11 protein-coding genes and 1 pseudogene are annotated in these 13,861 nt (G+C 69.0%); 5 read left to right on the forward strand and 7 right to left on the reverse strand.

Annotated elements, in window-relative coordinates:
* Complete coding sequence (locus ACN28I_RS36515) at window positions 1-312, forward strand: hypothetical protein (protein WP_420946515.1); 312 nt, start codon at window positions 1-3, stop codon at window positions 310-312.
* A gap of 77 nt (window positions 313-389) precedes the next feature.
* Here ACN28I_RS36515 and ACN28I_RS36520 read toward each other — a convergent pair whose 3' ends face one another.
* Both ACN28I_RS36520 and ACN28I_RS36525 read right to left on the reverse strand, forming a co-directional pair.
* A complete protein-coding gene (locus ACN28I_RS36520) occupies window positions 390-1,481 on the reverse strand; it encodes an OmpA family protein (protein WP_420946516.1) in 1,092 nt (363 codons plus the stop codon).
* Between the two features lie 51 nt (window positions 1,482-1,532).
* Complete coding sequence (locus ACN28I_RS36525; protein WP_420946517.1) at window positions 1,533-1,892, reverse strand: DUF4398 domain-containing protein; 360 nt, start codon at window positions 1,890-1,892, stop codon at window positions 1,533-1,535.
* A gap of 297 nt (window positions 1,893-2,189) precedes the next feature.
* On the opposite strand from ACN28I_RS36525, the gene ACN28I_RS36530 reads away from it, so the two are divergent.
* The 3 genes and pseudogenes from ACN28I_RS36530 to ACN28I_RS36540 all read left to right on the forward strand — a co-directional run bounded on the left by ACN28I_RS36530 (window position 2,190) and on the right by ACN28I_RS36540 (window position 5,053).
* Window positions 2,190-3,350, forward strand: a complete 1,161-nt coding sequence (locus tag ACN28I_RS36530) for a TIGR03118 family protein (protein WP_420946518.1) — start codon at window positions 2,190-2,192, stop codon at window positions 3,348-3,350.
* Window positions 3,351-3,571: 221 nt separating this feature from the next.
* Window positions 3,572-4,472 (forward strand): annotated as a pseudogene (locus ACN28I_RS36535) (endonuclease/exonuclease/phosphatase family protein); the annotation flags it as partial.
* A gap of 161 nt (window positions 4,473-4,633) precedes the next feature.
* Entirely contained in the window at window positions 4,634-5,053 is a 420-nt protein-coding gene (locus tag ACN28I_RS36540; protein ID WP_420946519.1) for a hypothetical protein, read from the forward strand.
* Between the two features lie 23 nt (window positions 5,054-5,076).
* Here the strand turns inward: ACN28I_RS36540 and ACN28I_RS36545 are convergent, their stop codons facing one another.
* From ACN28I_RS36545 to ACN28I_RS36560, 4 genes are all read right to left on the reverse strand, one after another.
* Window positions 5,077-5,409, reverse strand: coding sequence for a TerB family tellurite resistance protein (locus ACN28I_RS36545; protein ID WP_420946520.1), 333 nt, complete (start codon window positions 5,407-5,409; stop codon window positions 5,077-5,079).
* A gap of 110 nt (window positions 5,410-5,519) precedes the next feature.
* Window positions 5,520-6,326: an energy transducer TonB gene (locus ACN28I_RS36550; protein ID WP_420946521.1), complete on the reverse strand. Its 807-nt coding sequence runs from the start codon at window positions 6,324-6,326 to the stop codon at window positions 5,520-5,522.
* A gap of 16 nt (window positions 6,327-6,342) precedes the next feature.
* Complete coding sequence (locus tag ACN28I_RS36555) at window positions 6,343-6,777, reverse strand: ExbD/TolR family protein (protein WP_420946522.1); 435 nt, start codon at window positions 6,775-6,777, stop codon at window positions 6,343-6,345.
* 2 nt (window positions 6,778-6,779) lie between these two features.
* The gene (locus ACN28I_RS36560) at window positions 6,780-7,493 is read right to left on the reverse strand and encodes a MotA/TolQ/ExbB proton channel family protein (protein WP_420946523.1); all 714 of its coding nucleotides are present in this window, start codon (window positions 7,491-7,493) and stop codon (window positions 6,780-6,782) included.
* A 479-nt stretch (window positions 7,494-7,972) separates the two neighbouring features.
* Between ACN28I_RS36560 and ACN28I_RS36565 the strand changes: the two genes are divergently transcribed.
* A complete protein-coding gene (locus tag ACN28I_RS36565; protein ID WP_420946524.1) occupies window positions 7,973-10,240 on the forward strand; it encodes a M4 family metallopeptidase in 2,268 nt (755 codons plus the stop codon).
* Between the two features lie 399 nt (window positions 10,241-10,639).
* On the opposite strand, the gene ACN28I_RS36570 is transcribed toward ACN28I_RS36565, so the two are convergent.
* Window positions 10,640-13,855: a DUF4215 domain-containing protein gene (locus ACN28I_RS36570; protein ID WP_420946525.1), complete on the reverse strand. Its 3,216-nt coding sequence runs from the start codon at window positions 13,853-13,855 to the stop codon at window positions 10,640-10,642.
* Between the last annotated feature and the right edge of the window lie 6 nt (window positions 13,856-13,861).

Here is a 13,861-nt window from a genome sequence, read left to right on the forward strand (position 1 = left end):
ATGATCCAGAAGCCCTTCACCGCCCAGTCGCTGCGCGAAGTCCTCCAGTGGGGCCTCCACCCCGACTCCGCTCCCCACACGCATCAAGAGATCGCCGAGTGGTGCTCCCGGTACTGCCAGGTGCACGAGGAGGAACTCGAGCGGAGCGGGGACAAGTCCTCGGCACTCCGGATCGCGGATGACGTGGATGCGCAGTGGGAGCTGTTCCTGATCAACACCTACTCGGGCGCCGAGCTCCAGCGGCTGGATTTCAGCAAGGTGCGGCTGCCCGTGGAGTGGTTCGCGGGATGGCTCGCCAAACTCAAGCCGTAGCCCCGGCGGACGAACCGGCGGAAGCAGGGCCGCGAGGCGTCGCGAGGCCCGTCTTCCGCCGGTGTTGCTCGTAGTTGCTACCGCTGGGGCTGCTGCTGCTGCTCACCGGCGCCGCCGATACCGCGCTCGATGACGATCTCCACCCGGCGGTTGTTCGCGCGGCCCTCGGCGTTCTTGTTGGACGCGACGGGTTGCTCCTCGCCCCGTCCCTCGGTGCGGACGCGCGCGCTGTCCACGCCGCGTTCCACCAGGTAGTCCCGCACCGCCCCGGCGCGCTCGTAGGAGAGCTCCTGGTTGAGCTCCGTGGGGCCCTGGCTGTCGGTGTGGCCCTCGATGACGAGCGGGCTCTGCGTCTTCTTCAGCGCCTCGGCCACCTCGTCCAGCCGGCGTTTGGCCGCTGGCAGCAGATCCGCGCTCCCCGAGCGGAAGAGCACGCTGCCGGAGAGCGTGAGCACCAGCCCTCGCGCCTCCTCCTTCACCTGCACCTGCCGGATGTTGCGCAGCTCGCTGGCCACCTGCGCCTGGGCGCGTGCCTCGGCCTCGGCCTGGGCGGCGCGCTGCTCGGCCTGGAGCCGGGCCTGGCGCTCCTGCTCGAGCTGGGCGTTGAGCTGATCCATCTTCGCCTGGGCCTCGGCGAGCCGGGCCTGACGCTCCTCCTCCTCTTGCCGGGCCTGGTCCAGCTTCTGCTTCTCGGCGATCCGCTGGGCCTCCTGCTGCTGCTGTTGCTGGAGCTGCGTCTGCCGCTGCTCCGCCTCCGCGCGCAGGCGCTGGGCCTCGGCGAGCTCGGCGCGGGCCCGGTCCAGCTCCTGCCGCGTCCGCATGGCATCGGAGGTCTGGGCCATGGCGAGCTGCTGCTGTGCCGCCGCCCGTTCCTGCTCGGCCACGATGGCCCGGGCGCGCGACTCGGCGATCTGCGCCTTGCGCAGCGCCACGTATGCCAGCGTGCGCGTGTTCTCCGAGTCCCGCTCCCGTTCAAAGGCGCGGTTGGCCTCGTTGAGGGCATCGCGCGCCTCGACGAGCGCATCCGGGCTGAACTGCGCCGCCGGCCCGCTGGAGGCCCGTTGATAGGCATACCGCGCATCCAGCAGCTCTCGCGGCGTGGTGGCCGCGCACCCCGCGAACACGGCGGCCCCGAGCACGCCCCACGTCAGAAGCTTCCATCCCCGCATGACCTTCTCCTCACGGCTATCGATTCCTCGACGCGCCGTCGCGTGTGGCTGTCACTGCACCGTGCCCTGTTGGAGCTGCTGCACCTGCTGGAGGATCCGATCGGCCTCCGCCCGGGCCGGCGCCTCGCGCGCCAGGGCCAGGGCCAGCTCCGCGTCCGCCGCGGCGCGCCTCAGGAAGAGCGCCGCCTTGTCCCGCTCGTTGTGCTCGAGCAGCCGGCGGGCCTCGCTCGTCTGCTCCCGGGCCCACTGCAGGTGCTGCGCCGCATCCGGCACCGTCGCGGCCCCGGCTTCTTCCGCCTGGCGGATGGAGACCTGTGAGTCCACCAACTCCTCGGTGGGCGGTACCTGCTGCACCCCCGCGCAGCCAGCCAGCCCCCACAGCAGTCCCACGCCCACGATTGCTCGTCGCATCGCTCGTCGCTCCCCTGTCGGGCCGCGGGCGGTCCAAGACCCGCCGCTCCCACGCAGCCGTCAACGAATCCGAGATGTGCACTCGGGGACAGGGGAACAAGCACGGGCCTTCGTTCGCCCGTCCGGGCTCCAGGCGTGCGGTCAGGCGCGGCGTGGGGGGCTCCCGGGGGCGCTGGGGGCGATGGGCAGTGCTCGGCGGTCACGGCCGCCGGGGTGGGTTGTTGCCCATCCTGTCTACCCCCACGTTCCCGTCCGACGAGGCCGCCGCCCTGGTGGCCTCGCGAGGGGGGGACACACATGAAGGCTTCATTCCTATCGGGCTCCTGGCGGAGCCCTGCGTTGGCGTTGGCGCTCGCGGCTTCCCTGGTGCCCGCGGCCAGTTCCGCCGACAACTCCAACTCCTGCAAGCAGCCCAATGCCTACGTGCAACGCAACCTCGTCGCCGACAGGGCGGGGTTCGCCGAGAACGTCGACCCGAACCTGGTCAACGCGTGGGGCATCGCGTTCAACCCCTTCGGCCTCGTCTGGGTCAACGACAATGGGACCGGCGTCTCCACGCTCTACAACGGGGATGGCGTTCCCAACGCCCTCGTCGTGACCGTTCCGCCTCCCGAGGGGGAGCCCGGCCCCGGCAGGCCGACTGGCATCGTCTTCAACGGCTCCGGCCAGTTCGTCGTCACCCGGGGCGAGTCCTCGGGGACCAGCTTCTTCATCTTCGCCACGGAGCAGGGGACGATCACCGCCTGGGCTCCGGCCGTGGACCTCACCCACTCCTTCACCGTCGTGGACAACTCCGGCTCCGGCGCCAACTACAAGGGCCTCGCCCTCGCGGCCAATGGCACGGGTTTCTTCCTGTACGCGACGGACTTCCACAACGGGAAGATCGACGTCTTCGACAGCTCCTTCGCGCCCGCGACGCTGCCGGGGTCGTTCTCCGACCCGTTCCTCCCGCCGGGCTTCGCGCCCTTCGGCATCCAGAACATCAACGGCAATCTCTACGTCACCTACGCGCGGCAGGACTCGGCCCGCGAGGAGGCGGTCACCGGCAAGGGGCTGGGCTACGTCAACATCTTCGATGCGAATGGCCGCCTCGTCCGGCGGCTCATCTCGCGCGGCAAGCTGAACGCGCCCTGGGGCCTGGCACTGGCTCCCGCCAGCTTCGGCAAGTTCGGCAGCAAGCTCCTGGTGGGCAACTTCGGTGACGGCATCATCAACGTCTACGACCCCCAGACCGGCCACTGCGAGGGGCGGCTGGAGCGGCCCGATGGCAGGACGATCAAGATCGACGGCCTGTGGGGCCTGAGCTTCGGCAGCGGCGTGGCGAACCAGCCCACCGATACGTTGTTCTTCACCGCGGGCCCGGAGGCCGAGACGCATGGCCTGTACGGGCGCCTCGACGCGGTGCGCGTCAGTTGCTCGTCCCTGGCGCCGGAGCCCGAACCGGCTGAGTCCAACTGAGGCGTAGCGCAACGCGGCATGGGGGAGGGACCACCCGGGAACCGTGTGGCCCTCGTCCCATGTCACCGGGCTGTTGCTTGCCGGGCGGGCAGCTTGGGGTTCCCATCGCGCCGCGCTCCCGCGGACAGGATGGAACCCATGCTCCAGAGCTTCCCCCCCTCGAAGATGGCCCGTTTCGGGTCCAGGCTTCTGCTGTCGCTGTTCACCCTCTCGCTCTCCGCGTGCGGCGCCGGCACGGAGGGAACCCAGGACGAGCCCCAGCCGGAGATTCCGCAGCAGGAGGCCCCGCGGGCCGAGCCCCAGCCGGAGACCGGGACCGACCCCGACCCCTCCCTGCTCGTCTCCGCGCGGGTGCGGTTGATGGCCGCCAACATCTCCAGCGGCAACTACCAGAGCTACGACCCGGGCCACGGCACCCGCATCTTCCAGGGCACGAAGCCGGACGTGGTGATGATCCAGGAGTTCAACTACGGCGACAACTCGGCCACCGCCATCCGGAACTTCGTCAACACCGCCTTCGGCTCCAGCTTCTCCTACTACCGCGAGGCCGGAGCGCAGATCCCCAACGGCATCATCAGCCGCTGGCCCATCGTCGCCTCGGGCGAGTGGGATGACCCGTACGTCTCCAACCGCGACTTCGCCTATGCGCGCATCGACATCCCCGGCCCCCGGGATCTCTGGGTGGTGAGCGTGCACCTGCTCACCTCGGATGCCACCACGCGCAACAACGAGGCCACCAACCTGGTGTCGCGCATCAAGTCGCTCGTCCCCGCGGGCGACTACCTGGCCATCGGCGGTGACTTCAACACCGGCACCCGCACCGAGAGCGCCTTCAGCACCTTCTCCCAGGTGGTGACCACCGGCAGCCCGTACCCGGCGGACAGGAACGGCAACACCAACACCAACGCCAGCCGAGCCAAACCGTACGACCACGTGCTCGTGGACGCGGACCTGCGCGCCTACCAGACGGCCACCGTCATCGGCTCCAGCTCCTTCAGCGCGGGCCTCGTGTTGGACACGCGCGTGTACTCGCCGCTCTCGGACATCTCCCCCGCGCTGGCGGCGGACAGCGGCGCCACCAACATGCAGCACATGGCCGTCATCAAGGACTTCCTCGTCCCGGCCCAGTAGCCGTCAGCGTGGCCGCTCCCTTGTCGGCCAGTCCACGTTCTGTCCGTCCGGCTCATGCGAAAGCCCAGCGGGGAGAAGGGGCTCACGCTGTTACGATGCGGGGAACCGGGGCATCCGCTCCGCCTCACACGTCGGCACCGGACAGGGAGACCATGGTCGATTTCCGCAATTTCATCGGACGCGGCACCGCGGCGGGCAGCAAGCTGCACATCTTCGCGAAGGTGATGTTCTTCGTGAACGTGGGCAGCGGCGAGTTCATCGACCTCACGGCCTCCCAGGCGGCCTTCAAGGGGAAGATCGACACGGTCTTCTACAAGGGCGACCTCTCGCTCACGCTGAAGCTGCACGAGGACGGCAAGGCCAAGGTCACCCTCAACGGCTCCCGCGCCTCGCAGGCCACGTACACCGCCAGCGGCAGCAAGCTGACCATCGAGGCGAAGCTCGGCTCGAATACGCAGCTCATCACCTTCGAGCCGGGCGGCAAGGGCAACGTGGAGACGTTCCTGGGCGTGAAGGGCACGCAGAGCATCGACGTGCACCTGGCCCCCGCCGAGAAGCCCGCGGTGGCCTGAGCCGTGCGTACTCCGGGTGTGGCCTACGGCGTCACGCCCAGCCGGGCGGTGATGCGCTCGAGCATGGACTTCTCTCCCTCGGCGAGCTTGCCGTCGGAGACGCACAGGGCCCGTGCGGCCTCCAGCACCTCATCCGGGCGGGTGCGCAGCACCTCCAGGTCGGGCTCGGGCATGGTGCCGCCAATGTCCAGCCGGTCCATCAGCGCGTGCAACTCGGCCTCGGGCACGCTCCAGCTCCGGCCCAGGCCCAGGACGACCATGCGCTCGGTCTTGGTGATCTCCCGGTCGACCCAGGCGGCCTGGAGCAGCAGTTTGATGACCTCGATGTTGAAACGGTCCTCGGCGGAGAGCGTCATCCGTCATCCTTGGCGGTAGGTGGGGCGACTCTACACCGGAGGCCGGAGCGTCCAGGCAGGGGGGCCCCAGGGGGCGTCCAGGGGTGGACGCCTCGTCCCGGGGCCGCCTGTCAGTCCAGCACGAACGTGTACGAGTACTTCATCTCCGTGGAGACGGCCTCGCCGTTCTTCATGGCCGGCTTGAAGCGGAAGCGCATCAGCGCGGTGCGCGCCGCCTCGTCCAGCCCATAGCCGAGTCCCCTGACGATGGTGGCCTTCACCACGCGGCCCTCATGGTCGATGGTGATGGACAGCGTCACCGTGCCCTCGACGCCCGCGCGCCGGGCCTCGTCGGGGTAGGGAATCTTCACCTCGGAGGCCACGCTGGGCTCCGAGTCCACCTGGTACACCGGCACGTACTTGGGCGCCGCGTAGGCCTTCACGTCCTTGGGGTCCGCGGCCTTGTCCCCCGTCTTGCCATAGACGGTGTTTCCCACCGCAGCGGCGAAGCCGCCCGCGCTCGTGGTGGAGGACATGGAGATGCCGACCACCAGGGGTACCGGCTTGGAGGGCTGCTCGGGCGGAGGCGCGTCGTTGGGAGGCGGAGGCGCCGCGTCGGGCGGCGGGGGAGGGGGAGGCTTCTCGGCCTGGGCCACCTTCACCGGCGGCGGCTTGGGCGCCACCTTCGGCTTGGGCGGAGGCGGCTTGGGCTCCTCCTTGGGCTCTTCCTTGGGCGGGGGCGGCGGATGCGGCCGGGCCACCTCCACCATCACCAGCTCCACCGGGCGCTGCACCGGAGGCAGCGTGCGCTCCTGCATCCGCGACAGCAGGAAGAAGCCTCCGCCGTGCACCCCGAGGGATACCAGCAGGAAGAGCAGCACCGCCCGCGACGAGTCGCGGCGGGCGGGCACGGGTGTGTCGAGCGCGGCCTGGCTCATGGCCTTGGGACACCCTTCAGGGCGCCGCGGGTGCAGCCGCGGGCGCCACGTCCTTCTCGATGTTGAGCGCGAACTTCGCGATGCCCTCACCCTTCACCACGTCGATGAGCCGCATCACCCGGCCGTACGGCAGGGTCTGGTCGGCGCTGATGATGGCGCGCGTCTCCTTGTCCTTCGCCAGCGACTCGACCACCTTGCGCCGCAGCTCGTCCTCGCTGACCTCCGCGCCGTCGAAGAAGAGCTTGCCCTGCTTGTCCAGCACCACGTTGACGAGCCCCTGCACCGTCTCGCCACCGTTGGCGGCCCGGGGCAGGTCCACCTCCACCGTCTCGCGGACGATGAAGTTGGCCGTCACCATGAAGATGATGAGCAGCACCAGCACCACGTCCACCAGCGGCGTGACGTTGATGCCCGTGATCTCCTCGTCGTTGTCCTGCGCGCCGCCGGCCATGGCTAGCGAGCCTCCGAAGCCACGGCGCGCGGGGCGCTTCCGCCGCGCTGGGCGCGCAGGCTGCCCACCAGCGCATGGCCCAGCGCGTTGGTGCGCGAGGTGAGCGTCTTGAGCTGACGGTTGAAGACGTTGAAGGCCACCACCGCGGGGATGGCCACCGCCAGGCCCACCGCCGTGGCCACCAGCGCCTCGGAGATGCCGGCCATCACCGTCTGCTGCATGGAGGCCCCCTTGGCGCCCATGCTGCCCAGGTCGTTGAAGGCCTTGATGATGCCGAGCACCGTGCCGAACAGGCCGATGAAGGGCGCGTTGTTGCCCAGCGTGCCCAGGAAGGACAGGTAGCGCTCGTACTGGGGGCGCTCACGGGCCACCGTGGAGGCGATGACCTGCTCCACCGTGTCCGCGCCCTGATCCACCGACGCCAGCGCCTCGCGCAGCACGGCGGCCTCCATGCCCTTGTGCTTGCCCACCGCGGTGCGCACGGCGTCCAGCTCACCCCGCGCCAGCCGCACGGCCAGCTCCTCGGAGTTGGGCAGCCGGTGCGTGGCGAAGTACACGGCCCGCTCCAGCATCAGCGCGATGGACAGCACCGAGAGGATGACCAGCACCCAGAGCACCCACTCGGCGCTGGTGAGCGTCACGCCGAGCAGCTTGCGGCTGAGCCAACCGAGCTGCTCGTTGTGGCCCATCTGGGCCAGGAGGACGAAGGACGTCATGGAGACCTGTGAAGGCTGAGGGGGGTGAAGCGACGCTTCAATTCTTCCGCATCGCCTCGAAAGTCAAATGAATCAGCCACCTTGGCGCGTGGGCCTCCCTCTGTCACCCGGGCGTGTCACGCCTGCTCGGGGGGCGGCCCGGGAATCACTGGGAGGGCCGGATGTTGAGGCGGCCACGCGGGCCTCGTCCCCCGGGGAGGCAGGGGTGCAACAGGACCCGCTTGCCCCGCAAGTGACCGGAATCAGGACAGCGAGTGGAATGCTTGCAACGGCAATCATTTCGCGCCCTTGGGCCATTTCCTGTCAAGGGCGGTTACACGACGGGGCGCGGGAGCTGGGACATGCATGCTCCAGTGCGTTCTCTCGGGAAATGAGCGTGAGACGGGGAGCGCGTGGTTTCAGGGAACGGCACGACTCGTGCTGAGGAGGAGCCTCGGCTGCGGTGGCATCTTCGCCATCGGCCAGCAGGAGGTCCCCCCTTGGTTCGAAATCGCATTCTGGCTGCACTTCTCGCGCTGCCCCTCGCGGCTTGCGCGGTGGAAGGCTCGGACGAGTCGGTGAAGGAGAACACCGGCGACGTCGACACCCTCTCGTCCTCGGACGTGAAGGCCGCGCTGAGCGTCATCCCCGGCGCGCAGGTGCTCGGCACGCACGAGGATGGCGTGGTGCCCTTCATGGTGCGCGGTGACTTCGGCTCGGCCGGCCAGCCGCTGCAGGGCCTCTCGGCCCGCGACGCGAGCGCCAGCGTGAGCGACGCGCTCACCCGCATCGCCCCCATCTTCCGCCTGCAGGCCTCGGATCTGCTGGTGAGGAGCTCCCGCGTGGACGAGCAGGGCCACACCCACATCCGCTATGCCCAGACGAAGAACGGGCTGCCGGTGGTGGGCGGTGAGCTCGTCGTGCACGTGGATCAGGACGGCCGCGTCTACGCCGCCAACGGCTCGGCCCGCGACGGCCTGGTCGTTCCGGCCGTGGCGCGCATCTCCGGTGACGCCGCCCGGATCGCCGCCCTGGAGAACACCGTGGGCCGCCGCCTCGCCTCCGAGGGCGACGCCCGCCTGGTGTACGTCCGCTCCGAGAAGGACAGCCGCCTGAAGCTGGCCTGGGAGGTGATGGTGACGGGTGAGGGCGCGGACCTGCCCATCCGCGACCTCGTGTTCGTCAACGCGCTGAGCGGCGCTGTCGAGGCCACGCACTCGGAGATCCACTCCGCGAAGAACCGCGCGGTGTACTCGGCCAACAACGGCACCTCGCTGCCCGGTACCCTCAAGCGCTCCGAGGGCGCCGCCGCCACCGGCGACTCCCACGTGGATGAGAACTACACCCACCTGGGCACCACGTACGACTGCTACAACGTGAACTTCGGCCGCGACTCGTACAACAACGCGGGCGCGCAGCTTCGCAGCACGGTGCACTACAGCAACAGCTACACCAACGCCTTCTGGAACGGCACCCAGATGGTGTACGGCGACAGCAACGGCGTGGACGCCGCGCCGCTGGGCAAGTCGCTGGACGTGACGGTGCACGAGCTGACGCACGCGGTGACCAGCTCCGAGTCCAACCTCACCTACTCGGGTGAGTCCGGCGCGCTCAACGAGGGCATGAGCGACATCTTCGGCGCCTACTGCGAGTCGTGGACCAAGAACTGGGTGATGGACGCGCCCATCTGGATGGTGGGCGACGACGTGTGGACGCCCAACACCCCGGGCGACGCCCTGCGCTACATGGGCAACCCCACGCAGGATGGCTCCTCCACGGACTACTACCCCGAGCGCTACACGGGCAGCTCCGACAACGGCGGCGTGCACTGGAACTCGGGCATCGCCAACCTGGCGTTCAAGCTGCTGTCCACGGGCGGCACGCACCCGCGCAACAAGACGACCGTGAACGTGACGGGCATCGGCATCCAGAAGGCCGGCGCCATCTTCTACAAGGCCAACGTGGACTACATGACGGCCTCCACCAACTTCGCCCAGGCGAAGGCGTACACGCAGCAGGCCGCCGAGGTGCTCTACGGCACTGGCGCCGCGGAGAAGGATTCCGTCACCCAGGCGTGGGAGGCCGTGGGCGTGGGCGGGAACATTCCCCCGCCGCCGCCGCCCTGCACGTCGTCCGTGGCGCTCTCCAACGGCGTGACCGTGACCGGCATCTCCGCGGCCGCTGGCGCCTGGAGCTGCACCTACACGCTGGCGGTGCCCGCGGGCTCCTCCAACCTGGTGTTCAACCTGAGCGGTGGCACGGGTGACGGCGACATGTACGTGCGGTTCGGCTCCGAGCCGACCAGCACCACGTACGACTGCCGTCCGTACGCGGGTGGCAACACGGAGACCTGCACCATCGCCGCTCCGCAGGTGGGCACCTACTACGTGAAGATCAACGGCTACTCGGCCGCCTCGGGCATGAGCCTCAAGGGCTCGTTCACCGCGGGCACCGGCGGTGGCGGCGGTCCGGTGACCGAGACGGCCAGCGGCTCCGTGGTCTCGGGCGAGAACGACTACTTCGGTGGGTACAGCGTGGTGCCCGGCACGAAGTTCAAGGTGGTGATGACGGGCTCGGGTGACCCGGACCTCTACGTCCGCTTCGGCGCCCAGCCGACCACCTCCAGCTACGCCTGCCGTCCGTACCTCTCCGGCGCCGCCGAGACGTGCGATGTGACGGTGCCCGCGGGCCAGACCAGCGCGTTCATCATGGTGCGCGGCTACAGCTCGGGCAGCTACAACCTGAGCATCAGCTACACCAAGCCGTAGTCCCGGTGAACAGGATGGGTTGAAAGGCGGGCGGCTCTCCACGAGGAGGGCCGCCCGCTGTCTTTGTGTGCGGGCCTTCGCGAAGGCCGCCGGGTGAAGGCGAGCTGCTCACGGACTGGCATCCCCGGTGGCCGGAGCACCTGAAACGTGCCCGGGAAGGCCCGCGATGGACCAGGCCAGGAGGGGGAGGTCCGGTCAGGGGGGAGGTTCCGGCCGCGATGGGGAGCAACTGGTCCGATTGTTGGACCACCCGGCACGCCGCGCGGCCGGAACACCCCTGAAAGAACCTGCTTCCACGGGCCTGGCGGGTGAGCTGGAAACGGAACCGCCGGCCACGTCCTGGCGCGCTCTCGTGACGAGCGCCAGGCCGGGCCGGCGGTTCTCACCTCGGCGGTGAGGCTACGGCGCGACGCAGGTGTTGCTGAGTCCGCACACCAGGCTCGGGTCGCAGTCCTGGCTGGTCAGGCACCGGGTGTTCTCCGGGCAGTCGAAGCCGCCGCCGCCGGACATCCCGGTCACCAGCAGGTTGTTGTTCGTGGAGGAGTTGTTCGAGGACGTCTTGATGATGAGCTGGTTGCCGAACGAGCCGGCCTGCTTGTGCGTCAGGGTCACGACGTTCGCGGAGACCGTCGTGGTGATCTCGAGCGAGGTCCCCGAGACACCGGTGATGGCCGTCGAGATGGCCGAGGCCACCTGGTTCGCGGAGGACGTGCCCGTGATGGAGATGGGGATGCGCGAGGCCGCGGTGTTCCCGTTCTTGTCGAACTCGAAGATCGCCGGGATGCTCAGGCCGTCGTTGATGGAGAAGGTATCGCCATCCCGCATGTCCCAGCCTCCCGAGCCGCTCCGGATGGTGATGGTGCCGGTGGCCTTCGAGAGCTGGAACTTCGTGCACGTGTTGTCGCAGGTGCCGCAGCTACTGGTGTTCCTGTCGTCGCAGGTCTCGGTACCGTTCTTGATGCCGTCACCGCAGTAGGCGCCGGTGAGGCTGAGGACGGCCGAGCAGGTGGAGTTGCACGTGGTGCAGGTCGCCTGGCCGTAGGGGCACGCCGTCTCGTCGGTCTTGTTGTTGTCGTCGCAGACCTCGGTGCCGTTGCGGATGCCGTCACCGCAGTGGGGGCCGGTGAGGTTGAGGGGCGCCGTGCAGGTGGCGTTGCACGTGGTGCAGCTCTCCTGACCGTAGGGGCACGCCGTCTCGCTGACCGTGTTGTTGTCGTCGCAGGACTCGGGGCCGTTGCGGATGCCGTCACCGCAGACGGGGCCGGTGAGGTCGAGGGGAGCCGTGCAGGTGGAGTTGCACGTGGTGCAGCTCGCCTGGCCGTAGGGGCATGACGTCTCGTCGGTCTTGTTGTTGTCGTCGCAGACCTCGGTGCCGTTGCGGATGCCGTCACCGCAGTGGGGGCCGGTGAGGCTGAGGACGGCCGTGCAGGTGGCGTTGCACGCGGTGCAGCTCTCCTGGCCGTAGGCGCAGCTCGTCTCGCTGACCGTGTTGCTGTCGTCGCAGGCCTCGGGGCCGTTGCGGATGCCGTCACCGCAGACGGGGCCGGTGAGGTTGAGGGGAGCCGTGCAGGTGGAGTTGCACGTGGTGCAGCTCGCCTGGCCGTAGGGGCACGTCGTCTCGTCGGTCTTGTTGCCGTCGTCGCACGTCTCGGGGCCGTTCCTCGTGCCGTCACCGCAGTGGGGGCCGGTGAGGGAGAGGGAGGCCGAGCAGGTGGCGTTGCACGTGGTGCAGCTCTCCTGTCCGTAGGCGCAGCTCGTCTCGTTGATCGTGTTGCCGTCGTCACAGGACTCGCTCGCGTCGTTCCTCGCGCCGTCACCGCAGTAGCGGCCCGTGCGGGCCAGGGAGGCCGAGCAGTCGTTGTTGCACACGTTGCAGGTCGGCTCGCCGTACTTGCACTCGGACTCGGTGACCTTGTTGCCGTCGTCGCACACCTCGCTCGGGTCGTTCATCGCGCCGTCGCCGCAGTAGCGGCCCGTGAGGGAGAGGGACGCCGAGCATGCCGCGTCACAGGCCGTGCAGCTCGCCTGGCCGTAGGGGCACTCGGCCTCGGTGACGTTGTTGCCGTCGTCGCACTTCTCGCTCGGGTCGTTCTTCAAGTTGTCACCGCAGTAGCGGCCCGTGAGGGGGAGGGGGGCCGTGCAGGTGGCGTTGCAGTAGGTGCAGTCGCGGATGCCGTAGGCGCACTCGGTCTCGTTGGTGGTGTTGCCGTCGTCGCAGGCCTCGGTGCGCGCGGGGCCGTTGACGTTGACCCGGCTATCGCCGCAGACGTTGGGCTGGCACGTACCGAGGCAGTCGTCGTCGTTGAGGGTGTTGCCGTCGTCGCACTGCTCGCCCGCCGCGGTGTTGAGCGTCCTGTCACCGCACTGGGGCGGCGTGCAGTCGTTGTCGCAGAAGGGGGAGTTCGGGCCATCGTCGCACTGCTCGCCCGCCACCGTGTTGAGGTACTTGTCGCCGCAGATGTGGGGCTTGCAGTTGGCGTTGCACGTCGGGCTGTTTCCGCCCGTGTCGCAGATCTCTCCCAGCGCCCCGTTGACGTGGCTGTCACCGCAGTAGGGGATGGTGCAGTCGTTGTCGCAGGAGGCGGTGTTGGCGGTGGTGCCGTTGTCGCACTGCTCCCCGGCGGTGGAGTTCACGATGCCATCGCCGCACCTGCGCAGCGTGCAATTGGCGTTGCAGGTGGCCGACTCGCCCCGGGTGTCGCACTGCTCACCGGAGGTGCGGTTGAGGACGCCGTCGCCGCAGATGCGCAGCGTGCAGTTGGCGTTGCAGGTGGCGGACTCGCCCGCGTCGTCGCACTGCTCCTCCGGGTCCCGCACGCCGTTGCCACAGCCCTCGCCGGACAGACAGTCGGAGCTGCAGCCGTCGCCGCTCACGTTGTTGCCGTCGTCGCAGAACTCGCCGACGGAGACGTCCTTGATGCCGTTGCCGCACGTCTCGTTGGACTTGCAGTCGGAGCTGCAGCCGTCGGTGTTGACGTTGTTGCCGTCGTCGCAGACCTCGCCCTTGGCGGTGTCCTTGTAGCCGTTGCCGCAGCTCTCCTGGGACCTGCAGTCGGAGCTGCAGCCGTCGCCGCTCTCGTTGTTGCCGTCGTCGCACTTCTCGTTCTTGGCGGTGTCCGTGTAGCCGTTGCCGCACAGCTCCAGGGACAGACAGTCCGCGCTGCAGCCGTCACCCGAGCGGGTGTTGAAGTCGTCGCAGACCTCGCCCACGGACCGGTCCACGGTGCCGTTGCCGCACAGCTCGCTGGACTTGCAGTTGGCGCTGCAGCCGTCCTTGTCGAGGATGTTGCCGTCGTCGCAGACCTCCTCGCGGGCCACGTCGACGATCTGGTTGCCGCAGATCTCGATGGAGGTACAGGTCCGGTTGCAGCCATCGCCGTCGACGATGTTGCCGTCGTCACAGGCCTCGCCCTGCTGGACGATGCCGTCGCCACAGTCCGTCTTGAGGCACACGTCCTGCCTGGCGGCGCACTGCTGGCCGGCGGGGCAGAACAGGCCGGAGGGGCACTGGACGCTGGTGGGCTCGAAGCAGGAGGAGAGGAAGGGAAGGGTCAGGAGCGCCAGTGCGAGCGCGGCGATGCGGCCGGTCATCTGGAGAGGCTGCTCTCGTCTCATGGGGAG

It is taken from the genome of Archangium gephyra (assembly GCF_049060025.1).
Classification (GTDB): Bacteria; Myxococcota; Myxococcia; order Myxococcales; family Myxococcaceae; genus Archangium; species Archangium gephyra_A.